Annotated in this window: 12 protein-coding genes; 3 read left to right on the forward strand and 9 right to left on the reverse strand. The window is 45.8% G+C overall.

Annotated elements, in window-relative coordinates; all coding sequences use genetic code 11:
* Positions 1–31: 31 nt before the first annotated feature.
* The 5 genes from fusA to R7O13_RS00895 form a co-directional block, all read right to left on the reverse strand.
* On the reverse strand, positions 32–2,056 hold the full coding sequence (fusA, locus tag R7O13_RS00875) for an elongation factor G (protein ID WP_318302731.1): 2,025 nt from the start codon (positions 2,054–2,056) through the stop codon (positions 32–34).
* A gap of 293 nt (positions 2,057–2,349) precedes the next feature.
* Positions 2,350–3,342, reverse strand: a complete 993-nt coding sequence (gene dgcA, locus R7O13_RS00880; RefSeq protein ID WP_318302733.1) for an N-acetyl-D-Glu racemase DgcA — start codon at positions 3,340–3,342, stop codon at positions 2,350–2,352.
* 50 nt (positions 3,343–3,392) lie between these two features.
* Complete coding sequence (dgcN, locus tag R7O13_RS00885; RefSeq protein ID WP_318303088.1) at positions 3,393–4,397, reverse strand: N-acetyltransferase DgcN; 1,005 nt, start codon at positions 4,395–4,397, stop codon at positions 3,393–3,395.
* A 101-nt stretch (positions 4,398–4,498) separates the two neighbouring features.
* Positions 4,499–5,380 carry a LysR family transcriptional regulator gene (locus R7O13_RS00890; protein ID WP_005387199.1) on the reverse strand — a complete coding sequence of 294 codons (882 nt, stop codon included), beginning with the start codon at positions 5,378–5,380 and terminating at the stop codon, positions 4,499–4,501.
* Between the two features lie 170 nt (positions 5,381–5,550).
* Positions 5,551–6,759 (reverse strand): MFS transporter, encoded by a 1,209-nt coding sequence (locus R7O13_RS00895; RefSeq protein WP_158155742.1) that lies wholly within the window; start codon positions 6,757–6,759, stop codon positions 5,551–5,553.
* Between the two features lie 201 nt (positions 6,760–6,960).
* Between R7O13_RS00895 and soxR the strand changes: the two genes are divergently transcribed.
* Positions 6,961–7,395, forward strand: coding sequence for a redox-sensitive transcriptional activator SoxR (gene soxR, locus R7O13_RS00900; RefSeq protein WP_005373898.1), 435 nt, complete (start codon positions 6,961–6,963; stop codon positions 7,393–7,395).
* Between the two features lie 9 nt (positions 7,396–7,404).
* Here soxR and R7O13_RS00905 read toward each other — a convergent pair whose 3' ends face one another.
* Together R7O13_RS00905 and R7O13_RS00910 are read right to left on the reverse strand one after the other, a co-directional pair.
* On the reverse strand, positions 7,405–7,800 hold the full coding sequence (locus tag R7O13_RS00905; RefSeq protein ID WP_005373896.1) for a DUF2391 family protein: 396 nt from the start codon (positions 7,798–7,800) through the stop codon (positions 7,405–7,407).
* 13 nt (positions 7,801–7,813) lie between these two features.
* Positions 7,814–8,659 (reverse strand): tetratricopeptide repeat protein, encoded by an 846-nt coding sequence (locus R7O13_RS00910; protein WP_005373890.1) that lies wholly within the window; start codon positions 8,657–8,659, stop codon positions 7,814–7,816.
* A 200-nt stretch (positions 8,660–8,859) separates the two neighbouring features.
* On the opposite strand from R7O13_RS00910, the gene R7O13_RS00915 reads away from it, so the two are divergent.
* Complete coding sequence (locus tag R7O13_RS00915; RefSeq protein WP_186585498.1) at positions 8,860–9,330, forward strand: ASCH domain-containing protein; 471 nt, start codon at positions 8,860–8,862, stop codon at positions 9,328–9,330.
* Positions 9,331–9,384: 54 nt separating this feature from the next.
* Here R7O13_RS00915 and R7O13_RS00920 read toward each other — a convergent pair whose 3' ends face one another.
* Both R7O13_RS00920 and R7O13_RS00925 read right to left on the reverse strand, forming a co-directional pair.
* Positions 9,385–9,972 carry a class I SAM-dependent methyltransferase gene (locus R7O13_RS00920; RefSeq protein ID WP_186585497.1) on the reverse strand — a complete coding sequence of 196 codons (588 nt, stop codon included), beginning with the start codon at positions 9,970–9,972 and terminating at the stop codon, positions 9,385–9,387.
* Positions 9,973–10,062: 90 nt separating this feature from the next.
* Positions 10,063–11,580 (reverse strand): phospholipase D family protein, encoded by a 1,518-nt coding sequence (locus R7O13_RS00925; RefSeq protein WP_318302735.1) that lies wholly within the window; start codon positions 11,578–11,580, stop codon positions 10,063–10,065.
* Between the two features lie 518 nt (positions 11,581–12,098).
* Between R7O13_RS00925 and R7O13_RS00930 the strand changes: the two genes are divergently transcribed.
* Positions 12,099–13,256 carry an efflux RND transporter periplasmic adaptor subunit gene (locus R7O13_RS00930; protein ID WP_005387110.1) on the forward strand — a complete coding sequence of 386 codons (1,158 nt, stop codon included), beginning with the start codon at positions 12,099–12,101 and terminating at the stop codon, positions 13,254–13,256.
* The last annotated feature ends 9 nt before the right edge of the window (positions 13,257–13,265 follow it).

The following is a 13,265-nucleotide window of genomic DNA, read 5'->3' on the forward strand; positions in this document are numbered from 1 at the left end:
TGTTTATGTGATTGATTTGAATCGTAGGGAATTAACCTTGTTGTGCACTGCCTTGGCAGACCTGTTTTTGCACTGCTGGTGGCGCGGGCTCGTAATGGCTTAAAGTCATACTAAAACTGCCTTCACCACCCGTGATAGCTCGTAATCGACGAGCGTAATCTTGCAGCTCGTTTACTGGTGACTTGGCTCTGAGTAAGGTGAAGCTGCTGTCGATTGGCTCGGTGCCTTCGATTAAGCCTCGGTTTCCAGATAAATCTCCAGAAACATCGCCAACGTTCGCGGTTGGGATGTGCAGTTCCATCTGGACAATGGGTTCTAGCACAATAGGATCTGCGTTGTTAATCGCATCTAAAAAGGCTTTCTTACCTGCGATGACAAACGCTATTTCTTTCGAATCGACGGAGTGATATTTACCGTCATAAACGGTGACTTCCACATCCTTAATTGGGTTGCCAGAAATCGCGCCTTCCTCTAACGCTTGCAAAATACCTTTTTCAACAGCAGGAATGAGCGCGGTTGGAATGGCGCCACCCACCACTTTGTTGATGAACTTAAATCCGGCACCACGTTCGAGTGGACGAACCTTCAATTGCACTTCACCAAATTGGCCTGCACCGCCACTTTGTTTTTTGTGTCGATAATGCCCTTCGGCAGGTTTGGTGATGGTTTCAAAGTATTCGACGCTTGGTTGGCAGGTTTCGACGTCCAGTTTGTACACGTTCGCCATCTTTTCTAATGCGACTTTGAGGTGAAACTCCCCTTGGCCGCTGATGATGGTTTCGTTGGTGCGAGCGCGATGTTCGATGCGCAGAGAAGGGTCTTCACTGGCAATTTTATTCAGCACATCTCCTAATTTTTGCTCATCTCCACGCTTAAGAGGCTTCAAGCACAAAGAATACATGGAGTCAGGAAGGTCCAATGTTTTGAGTTGAACACCATCTTCTTCGTGAGAGTCATGAACGATTGAATCGAATTCGAGATCATCCACTTTGGCTAAAACGCAGAAGTCGCCTGCAAGCGCGCGAGGGATCTCGGTTCTATCTTTGCCCTGCAGTTGATATAAGTGCCCAACTTTAAATGCCTTGTTGCTTTCGCCAATATAAAGCTGGCTGCCCGCATTGATTTCACCCTGATACACACGTAAGTAGGCAAGTTTTCCCATATATGGGTCGACGCTGACTTTGTACACGTGTGCGACGGTGTGCTCTAAGGTTTCGCAATTTACTTTGATTTTTTTGCCGTTCTTTTCCAGTAGAGGAGGGTTACCCTCGTTTGGCATGGGCATGATCTCCGCCAAGGTGCGCAGCAGCAACTCGACGCCCGCGCCGGTTTGTGCTGAGACAAAACAGACCGGAATCACATGTCCAGTTCTTAGTGCTTCTTCAAACGGATCATGCAGTTGCTCTGCGGTGAGTTCGGAGCCTTGTTCCAGATATAGTTCCATCAGTTCTTCATCGACTTCGATAACTTGGTCAATTAAGGTCTCATGAGCTTCATCTACCGTTGCAAGTAAGGTTTCTCGTCCCAATTCTGGTTCGAAATAGCAGTCAACTACAGATTCCCCGTCAGCCGAAGGTAAGTTGATCGGCAAGCAGTGGTCACCAAAATGCTCAACGATGTTCTCCATCAATCTTTCTAACTGATTACCGTGGTTATCGAGCTTATTGATGATGATCATCTGACATTTTTGCTGCTCTTTAGCAAAGGTGAATAAGCGATCGGAAGTTTGGTTAAGTGGGGTTTGAGGGTCGATGACAAGGGCAGATGTTTCAACGGCAGGAAAAACGCTGATAGTACGGCCAAGTAACTCGTTTTGTCCCGGAGTGTCGATGATATTGAGCCGGTGTTTATTCCAACGCAGTGCGACTGGCGTTGCTTCAATACTGTGTTGATATTGGATGGATTGAGGGTCGAAGTCGGTAACAGTATCGCCTTTTTCTACGCTGCCTAAATGGTGGGTGGCATCGCAGGTGAAGAGCAGTTTTTCTATCAGTGTGGTTTTACCGGTCCCGGTTTGACCGACAAAAGCGATATTGCGTATTTTATTGATAGGCATAGAGCCTCCTTGCAAGATGGCGTGAAAAACCTACGAATTGCTAGGAAGTGGGTTGTTATAGAAACCCACGCACTGCATTGGAGTAGGGCGGGATTACCGCCTATTCGTTTTCCACGTCATTTTCCGGATGACTCGATGCATAAGACCACCTTCTTGGACCACAGTAATCTTAGCATGCCTCAATAACCATATAATTTATGTGACTTATTTCATGATGGAGCTGATTGTTTTTTAATCGAGATCATAAACTCAGAGGTTCTGACTTTTGGAGCAAAACCTCTGGATTGTTTAGGCTATTTGGAAAGAACGATTTCGCCGTCGCGATAAACCAAGCTTGGCGTTACATCTTGTCCTAGTAACACCGGGCCATCAAGATCGACAACGCTTGCCTGAGCAGCAATAGGTAACGCGGCTCGCATCGCCAGCGACGTCCCCAACATACAACCGGACATGAGGCTAAAACCGAGTTTTTGGGCGTCGTCGGCTAATAATAGTGCTTCAGTGAGCCCGCCAGTTTTATCTAGCTTAATATTCACCATTTCATATTTGCCAACCAACTGATGCAATTGCTCTCTGGTGTGACAACTTTCATCGGCGCAAAGTGGAATGGGGTGCGGAATGCTGGCGAGTACGTCATCGCAGTCTTGTGGCAACGGTTGTTCGATCATGGTGATGTCTAGCGGTTCGAGTTGAGCAAATACCGTCGCGAGGTCGAGGCCTTGCCACGCTTCATTCGCATCTAAAACAATTTGCGCGTGCGGCGCAGCATCGCGTACTGCTGCAACGCGCTCAAGCACGTGTTCACCATCCAGTTTTACCTTAAGCAGTTTTGCGCCTTGGCTAAGGTAAGCTTGTGCCTGTTTTGCCATCGCTTGCGGCGTGTCGATAGAAACCGTCATCGCCGTCACAATCGCCTCTGGTAACGTAAAGAGGTCGTGAACCTGTTGCTTGTGGCTCAAAAGCGCGTGAAGATGCCAAAGGGCGCAATCCAATGCATTTCTTGCCGCCCCCGCGGGCAATAACGATTGAAGCTGGCTTTTGAGAACCATGACATCAGCTTCGCCTTTGGCATACAAACTTTGCAGTTCATGCGAGGCGTGAGAAATCGCCTTAATTACCGATTCAACCGATTCACCATAACGTGGGTATGGCGTGCATTCACCTTGGGCTGTCATGCCTCGATGTTCAATTGTCACGCGGACTACGTGGCACTCTGTCCGACTGCCGCGAGAGATGCGAAATGGTGTCGCCATGGCAAGCGTGACAGGTTCTACATGAATTTTCATCTCACTAGTTTTCCCTAAACCGCAGTTATTTTCTAAACCGTAAATGTTTCTTAAATCGTAAGGAGCCTATCTGCAACCGCATCAACGCCAAAACGCACAGGGTCGGTGACGGGCACCTGGTATTTGTCGCTCCAATCCTGGCATAGCTGGGCTGCATCTTCTTCGCTGATCGCCGAAGTGTTCAAGCAAATACCCACTAATTGAGCGTTTGGATTTGTTAGGCGAGCAGCGGCCAGATTCGCTTCTATCGTTTGTTCAATGGTTGGCAAGCTCGCATGTGGTAAGTTGCGGATGTGCGGGCGACCAATCTCATGGCACAGTATCAGAGCGTCAGCTTGTGCGCCGTGAAGTAAGCCCAAACTTACGCCAGCAAACGAAGGGTTAAACAATGAACCTTGCCCTTCGATGATGTCCCAATCGTGATCGGTGAACTCAGGGCTGACCGCTTCTACTGCGCCGGAGATAAAATCGGCAACTACAGCATCAATCGAAATGCCACTGCCTGCGATGAGAATTCCGGTTTGACCCGTTGCTTTGAACTCTGCACGACAGTTTTTACGCTTCAATGCATGCTCAATGGCAAGGGCAGAGTACATTTTTCCAACGGAGCAATCTGTCCCTACAGTAAGTACTCGCTTGCCTTCGCGAGCTTTGCCATTGCCGACCTTGAGCGGGGCATCATAATGGCGAACATCATACAGTTTGGTTAATCCGCGTTGTTCTAGATCGGCAAGGGGAGCAAATTCCGCCAAACGTTGGTGCATGCCCGATGCAATTTCAAATCCCATCTCTGCCGCTTCAAGTAAGGTTGCTTGCCAAGCTTCGGGAATGACGCCTCCTGGATTTGCAGTGCCAAGCACCAGCGTTTTTGCTCCTTGCTGCTGCGCTTGTTGTAGTGTCATGTCGGTTAAACCAAGCGATACGGTTTCTGGCGTCAGGCGGATTTGGCCAAGACAAATCTCAGGTCGCCATTGATATATGCCACGCGCGGTTTTTGCTGCGAGTGGATCGGTTACATCGCCAAGAAAAAGTAGGTAAGGTTGAGCAATTTGCATGATGGTTCCCTTCGTCATCGTTATTGCTCATTAATGTAGCCAGACTGATTTAGGAAACCGAATGCTTATTTGTTAGGCAGGTATAACTTCAGGTTATACCTTTAAACCATCTGTTGTTTTAGGGCGGTGATAAATTGCTTTGTCGCAATGGATTGAGGTGTGTGCTCTGCGAATAAAATAGAGACAGAGAAGGACATATTTGGCTCCAAAGCATGCACGGAAACGGCATTATCTTGGCGATATTGTTTTGCAGTCCAAGGGTCTACAATCGCGAATCCTGCTTCGTTTTTCACCAGTTCAGCCGCCGCGGAGTAGCTGCGGACGGTAATGGCATGTTGATAATGTTCGTCACGCGCTGATAAGGTTTGATGCAGCAATAAGCCCAGAGGGTCTCGGCTATCTAAACCGATAATGGGTAAATCGTGACTGATGAGTTCTTCTAAAATGACGGTTTTTTCTGCGGGTATCGCTGCGCTTTTAGGAGCGATCAGTGCTAAGTTTTCTTTCAATAACACGTGCCCCATGATCGCTGGTGGTGTTTCTTCACCGAACGCAATGGCGACATCCAGTTCATGTTTCAGTAATCCTGAGCACAGCTCATCGCGATTGGCCGTTAAGAGCTCAAAGGAGATGCTGTGCTCTTTCGACAACAACGCGACAGTCGGCGCTAACAAGTGTGCGGCCAAAACAGGCGGAGCACCAACTCGTAAATGTTGAGTTCCCTGTTTGACTTTGTTGGTCAGAGAGCGAAATTGTCCGAGTTGTTGATAGACTTTTTCAGCCTCTGGCAATAAGGCTTTGGCTTCTTGAGTTGGAACGAGACGGCCCTTTACACGCTCAAATAAAGCGAAGCTCAGTTGTTGTTCTGTATGGGCGAGAACTCGAGTGACATTAGGTTGGGAAACGTGCAGTAAGCGAGCCGCGCCTGACACCGTTCCTGCTTGCATAATGGCGTAAAAGACTTCTAATTGCCTTAAGTTCACTGAGATTTCCCTCTGCTCATGTTGGTCACCTCAGAATACCCAACCTTGCTGATAAGCGATAGAGGTAAAAGTGCTGGCGTAAAAAATAGGAAGACGATGTTGGTTGCCTTCCTATCTCGCTTTTTCAATTTCTCAACTTCTCAATTTCCCAACTTCTCAATTTCTATGCTTCACTTTGCTGCTGCATGAAGGGGCAGGTCGTTAAACGGCTCGACGTCTCGGCTGAGTAATCCCATTAAAATCACTGCTAACACCATGACAGCAGCTGCGATTGCAAAACCGTATTGTGTTAGTTCGTAATGACTCAATATTGCAATCAGGACGTAACTGAGAGATTGAATGGTGGTGGCAAACATGCTGATGCCGCCATCGACGCGACCTCGTTGATGAACCGCTACGGTGTGATGCATCCAGTTGACTCTCGCAATGCGATTTAGCGCGTTAAATACGCCAAACAGCGCCGTAAACAACAAGATGATCTGCGGGCTCATCGTAAAACTCATCCCGATAAGCGCAAAAGAGACCATAACCATCGAAGCGAACATAATGTGGCTATGGGAGGCACGGTTTAGCACTTTGGTGACAATAAAGCCGGTTAGCAACGAGCCGAGGCCAAAACTGATGTTGAACCCTGCAAACCAATCGCCAGAGATGCCTTGTTCAGAAAACCAAATCGGCACCAGTTTGCTCAAATACGTCAATGCAGGATAAGAGAGGCAAGAGAGCAGAATAAAGCCATAAAATCGGGGTTCGAGACGGAATATTTGTTTGCTCTCTTTGAGTTGCGCGATGAAAGCAACGGATTTTGATGCCCTTAATTGTTGAGTATAAGGCGTCAGAATATAGAACATCGCTGCTAACGCAGAGGCGCTGGCCGCAAACAAAGCAAACTCTTTCATGCCCCACACTTCAAGCAAAACAATACCCAACGCGCCAGCTCCGAGGGTCGTGGATTGCATTACAATTTCTTGCTGACCCGAAATTTTCGCATACTCATGGTGCTGATAATTTTCTTGGGTGAAGGCATTGTTGGTCGTCCATGCAAAATTACTCGAAACCCAATACACCAATTGCGCAAAAGCCAGCAACCAGTGTGACTCAAACCCTAACCAATAAGCAATGAACACCACCAAAGCCATACCCGATTGAATCCATTGATTGAGCACGAGTAGTACTTTGCGTGAATGTCGGTCAATTAAAGTGGAAAAGAAAGGCGTTGCTAGAAAAGAAATCGCGGTGCAGCTCAGAGAAACTAAAGCGACGAAAGTGCCCATGTTAGGTTCGGAAAGCATGACCCATGGCAGCGCCATCATGAATAAGCCAGAGGAAATGCTGTCGAAGAAGCGGCCAGCTAAGTACGGCTGAGTTTTATTTTTCATTATGTTTGCCTCTAACTCCCAATGGCTTTCAAAAGGTTGATGTCCAACTGTCTTGTGGTTAACAACCAAGTCGTTCGCGCTGAACACATTATCTTGAGATCGCCGGGGTTTAGCGTTAATTAAGATGGTGCAACTTTAAAACCTCAAGTAAACTTGAGGTAAAGCATTTTTTTAACAAAATTGATACGCAGGGAGTCAAGGATGGAAATCAGCGTAGGAGAAGTGGCAAAACGTTCTGGAGTGAAAGTATCTGCCCTACATTTTTACGAGCAAAAAGGACTGATTTCGAGCTGGAGAAATCAAGGTAATCAGCGTCGCTACCATCGCAGTGTGTTGCGCCGTGTTGCGGTGATCAAAGCAGCGCAGCAAGTTGGGTTGTCGTTAGAAGAAATTAAACATGCGTTAGATGAACTGCCGAAACACCAAGCCCCTAACAAAGCGCAATGGGAAGAAATGGCAAGCCATTGGCATGAACAGTTAGAACAAAAGATTCAAAAACTTAAAGCGTTGCAAAACGATTTAGGAGGATGCATTGGCTGCGGGTGCTTGTCGTTAGAAACCTGCGCACTGCGAAACCCAGAAGATGTATTAGGGAAAGACCACTCGGGGTCGAACTTAACGTTAGAAGAAGAGTAGCGATTATCTCTATTCTTTGTCGAAACTGTCGACTACGATCGCGCCCATCGAAGCAGGCATTGTGATGACGATAACGCGCTTTATCGCAACCAAAGGCTCATTCATGAGTGGCAGCTTATCAAGACAGAAAAGAACTAACGCTACCACAACGGCCGCAATGAGGTACGCGATAACCACACGAAAAATAAAGATGGATACGCGATTCTTGATGTGGCTTTGAAACACGCTTTGATACGCGAAAAAACTGAGGAAAATGACAGAAAGACTTAACAGCATGAGCAAGTTTGCCATTGGTAGGCTCTCACCCAATCGCCACGCTTCCTCCGAAAATGAGATCGGGACTGCTAGGGCAAAAGCGCCAACCAATACTTGGCTAGCGTCTTCTAGATTAAAGTGGCTGCTCATGCTGTTTATTCCATTATTCGCTTGCTAGATGTAAGAGCTTTTCAAAACGCTCATTACCGTGCAGCAATTCGAGGTCTCGTTCTTCGGCAAGTAAATCACGAATGGATGGGCTGTATTCAATTGCGCGTTCCAAGTCTTCAATAGCTTGCTCTTCGATACCAAGGCGAGAGTATGCACACGCGCGTTGATACAGTGCAGGGCCGTTGGTGTAATCGACTTCAAGTACGCGGTTACAAATGCTAAGTGCCCAATGGTATTCGTTGATTTCCATCGCTGCGTCGGCTTTGTAAGTCAACGCTTCTAAATCACCTGGACGAATTAATAAGATTTCATCATAGATTTCAATACGTTGTTCTGGAGTTTGAGAGCTTTGTGCACGTAGCCATAAGTTATGGATCTCGTTGATTTTCTCAATCTCTTTGTTGTTTTCACTGATAATGCGAGTTTTGCGTTTTAAATCTCGCTCAAGGGCGACAAACTTTTTCTCGTATTCTTGGGCGATCTTCTCCAATCGTTTATCAGCCATCTCTTTGGTGTTGTGTTTAAACTCACGCAGAGATTGCCATCCGACAAAGGCAATCAGCGATGCGACACCAGCAATGATGTAGAAGAAGTATGTAACGGTCACGTTGGCATAGTTCAACGATTTATCTGCGACCGTTAGCTCGCGATCGGTGATCTCTGTGATCATTCGCTTTTCTAGGCTTTGATAGTCCTGACGCAGCGCTTTTAGTTCATCTAAAATATAGCGTTCCATTAATGGTCTATCTAACAGATCCGATTCTGAATACTTTTCCTCCGATGCCATTGTTGGCAAGGCAAGTATCAGCGAGAAAAAAATACCAATAAATAAGCGCATATAACGTCCTTTCACGAGAAGAGTACAGATAGACCATGCAACAATAGCAAATAGCACAAACGTTTAGCAAAGTTATTACAAAAGAAATCACAGTCGTCTACGTAGAAGTCATATTCTTGTTGTTTTTCAGTTTGTTCCTGGTGGTTATTTGTTGTGATATCTTTTATCCTCCTTGCGAATTTATGATTAATGGAGTGAGCATGGACGCGCGAGCTAAGGATTACTTAGAACAATTCCTAGAATTATTATCACCAGAACAAAGGGAAGCTGTACCATCAGTCAGTGCTGACTATTATTGTGCCGATGAATACAACGCGAATGTATGCGCAGATTTGGTTCGTATTGGACAGAAAACTGCATCGTGCAGTTTGGAGCTTTGGTATCGAGAGCATGGTGAAATCATGCCCCAAGTCGGTCATTTACAAGTAGTGACGAATTGGGATGGGGACCCAGTTTGCGTGATACGAATTACTGACGTAAGTACATGCAAATATGAGGATGTAACCGCAGAGTTTGCCTTCGCAGAAGGCGAAGGTGATAGAACCTTAAACTGGTGGCGTGATGCTCATACTGCATTTTTTAGAGCTGAATGCGATGAGTTGAACATCGATTGGCATGAGAAACGTACGCTGGTTTTAGAGCGTTTTGAAGTGGTGTATCCCGTCAATTAATCTCTGATAGCAGCACTGATTTGAAGTGCTGCTTTCTTTACTGAGAGACCATTTTTAGCGCTTTCGAGCGGTCACACTAAACATGTGCCAATGTTTTTGGCTTCCGACTACAGTGGTCCCGTCTTCATCTCTTTCATGCAATGAAATGAGGTCGTAACCTTCGAATAAGCTTTCCACTTCCTTTTTTGTTAATGCGGTAATGTTTGGGTGCATTTCGAAGGTAACCCAGGAGTCTTTCACTCCCAAGAAATCACCGGAGAAGATACCGCCCGGTTGTAATGCGCTGTCTATTTTTGTCCAGACTTGTTTGAAGCCTTTGTCAGGGCAAAAGAACAAACTGGCATTTGCGATAACCAAGCTGCACTGAGGATAATTAAACTCAGTAAAACAGCACTGCGAAACTGAAAATCGCTTATTACCTTCAAAGCGTGTTAAACAAGTTTTTACTGCATCTTCATTGCTATCACATGCGTGAACCTTAAATCCCTGTTCGAGGAGAAAGTGACTGTCTCGACCTATTCCGCAGCCAATATCAAGAGCGACTTTGCCTTCTATCTTAAGTAGGTTCAGGGCATTTTCCACGTTTGGGCGGTGAGGTTGGCTTAAAATCTTCTGATAGTATTCATTCCATTGCGCTGGCATTGAACTTCCTTATGTTGGTTGTGTCCCCTGCCCAAAACTAGCGTCCATTTTGTTTTGCTTGACTGGGGAGATTTGCAGTATTGGCAACTGTTATAGCTGATCTTCAATCGGTAATATTCCGGAGAACCAAGCGCCCATTTTTCGCCATACTCCTGCTTCTGGTTCGGAGTCGTATTCTTCGCCTGTTTTTACGTCGATCCAGACAATGTCCCCGTCGCGCAGAGTTAAGGCGTAGGCGTTACTCGACAGTTGATTCGGCAGTTGTTCTAGAAACATTTGCACATATTCTGGCTGTTCGATAACAACGGCCATTTCGGTATTCAAAGCTGCCGAACGTGGGTCCCAGTTCATTGAACCAACGAAAAGTGTTTTGTTATCAATCGTCATTGCTTTAGCGTGTAAACTTGCTCTGCTACTCCCCGTGAGGCTCCACTTACTTTTGAGTTTTGCGCTCGCTTTTACTTCCCAAAGCTTGATTCCAGCTTCGAGTAGATCTTTTCGATATTTTGCGTACCAACCATGCACGGCAAACACATCGTTAGACGCGAGGCTATTGGTCACAATCGTGATATCAACGCCTCGCTTGGCCGCGTTACTTAATGCTTGAGTACCTACTTTAGTAGGAACGAAATAAGGAGAAATGAGCACAAATGAATCCTCAACACTTTTAACCAGTTCCGACAAATTATCAATAAGTTGGCTCTCTCGGGTTGCGACTTTATCGGGCAGATCAAACCATACTTTCGCTTCTCCCCAGTAGAGCTTGAGTTTGCCTTGTTTTAGATCTTGGTACATATCCAGTTGAGTGAAGTCATAGCGGCCGGTTGAAAACTTTTCCTCTAACCGGAGTTTATTGACCTGCTTTTGAATCGCTTGGTCGGTAATTTGCTGTGAATTCGGTGTAATCCATTCCATTGGTATCGAATAGGCGCTATTCCAGTAGAGGTCGAACTGATCGGCAGTTTGTTGTACCGCCTCACCATAGAGCAGAAGATCAAAATCACCAAACTCAACTTGCGATTCAAAAGAGAAGTATTCATTGCCGATATTTCTACCTCCGACAATGGCGGAAACACTGTCTGCAATCAGAGACTTATTGTGCATACGACGATTAAGGCGTTCAAAATCGCTAGCAAGAGCGAACCAACGGGAGTCGCGATACTGATGCGGGTTAAATAAGCGGATTTCTATATTAGGATGTGCATTGAGGGCTGCCATCACATCGTCGTTTCGCTTTTGCATATCGTCAAGCAACAGTCTTACTCGAACACCACGCTTTGCCGCTTCATACAAGCGCCACGTTATTAGCTGACTCGTTTCGTCACCACGGTAAATATAGTATTGAAGGTCAAGGCTTTTCTGGGCGGACTCGATCAAAGAGGTTCGAGCAAGAAGGGCATCGTGTCCCTGATTTAACGGTGCAAAGCCAATTATGGACTTGGGGTCTCTCCCGTAAGCTTCAAAGTACTGCGCAAGAACAGAATCCTTTTGATAACCGAGCTGAAAGCTGGTGGACTTTTCACTGGCGTCATTCAACGATACGGATGAGCATGCCGATAAAATAGTGAGCAGCGAGGGGAAGAGCAACTTGGCGAGCGTTTGTAACAAAGCACATTTCCTTGTCTTACAGAGTGTTACCTACTCCAAATTATAGACTTAAGCTGACGCCACATGCACCCAGAACCGTTTGATAACGAGCGATTAATCGATGAATTGCCATAGAGCCTGAACTAAGTTCAACTTTTAAAGCGCAGATAATCATTTATTTTAATTATCATTATGGCCGTATTGGTCATAATCACTAATATCTGGTGATTATGACCAATAGCGCACTGGATAAAATAATGATTTTTATATAACCATATGATTTTTAATAAATAAATGCTTGGCATGTCATTTGCCATTTAGAATAAAAGTTAAGTCAGAGCAACTTGCGCAGTTGGTTAATTTTTTGTTAATTTTATTAACTTTGAATTGGCAATAACTATCTAGTTCGCTGCTTAAAAGACTAGGCAAGCGCCGCTTTGATGTATATTCAAATTCAATTCTCTCACCACCATGCTTACCGGGAGCAATGGACTGAATAAAAGTGTGGTGTTGAAAACAACAATAAAAAAGGATTTTCGATGTTAGCAAAACCCATATTACGTTGGCTTTTACCCTTCGTCGTCGTTGGAGGCTCTTATGCAGGATATGCTGCAATTGCCGCAACTGCGCCGGAAAAAGAGTCAACCAAAGATGCAATTACAGAGCCTACTGTTCAGGCTTCTTCTCTTTTTCCTACCGATCACAAAGTGGTGATTACCAGTCACGGTGAATTAGTCCCTTTTGAAAAAACACACCTTTCCGCGCAAGTTAGTGGTGAAGTTACGAGTTGGCACCCGAATTTTGTGACGGGTGGCATCGTAAAACGAGGAGAGGTTCTTTTCACAATTGAAAGTGACAACTATGAAGCGTCGGTTTTACAAGCTGAAGCCGATTTAGCTAGTGCACGCGCAAACTTGATTGAGGAACAAGCGAAAGCCGAAGTGGCAAAACGTCAGGCAAAGAGACTGAGCGATAAGCAAGTGACGGATCTGTATTTACGCAAGCCTCACGTTTTGAGCGCACAAGCGCAAGTGAAGTCGGCTCAAGCGGCACTCAAACGAGCAAAAAGAGAGTTAGAAAATTGCAAAGTCGTTGCACCTTACGATGCGCTGGTTGTTGAGCGTGATATTGGTGTTGGTCAATTTGTTACATCTGGTTCTCGAGTTGCCACGTTAAACAACATCGAAGTGGCAGAGGTGCACGTACCCATTGCCGGTTTTGATAGTGCATTTTTACCCGAATCCATTGGTGAACTCACTGCGACAGTGACGCAGCAAGGTGTGTTTTCTACCACTAGAGAAGGTCGAGTAGTTCGTGATCTAGGCATGATTGATAGTGCTACCCGAATGATTAACATGGTCATTCAAATCGCGGACCCATACGGTGTCGATAACCAGCAGCCTCCAATTAAATTCGGCTCCTACGTTGAAGTGAGCTTCACTGGTAAGGAACTTAAGCATATCTATCGCTTACCACAGGAATTAGTTAAAAACCGTACCGTGTGGGTGGTGAATGGCGATAATCAACTTCAACCCAGAACTGTCACGGTTTTGAGAGCAGAAGGTGAGTTTTTGTTGGTGGGCGAAGGTTTAGAGCAAAGTGATAAGTTGGTACTGACCTTGCCCGAGTACCCTCAAAAAGGCATGGCGGTACAAATCGCAAAAAAGAGTGACGACTCCGAAACCGTCGTACAGTAAGTAGGAGTA

Source organism: Vibrio sp. Y176, from assembly GCF_033438945.1.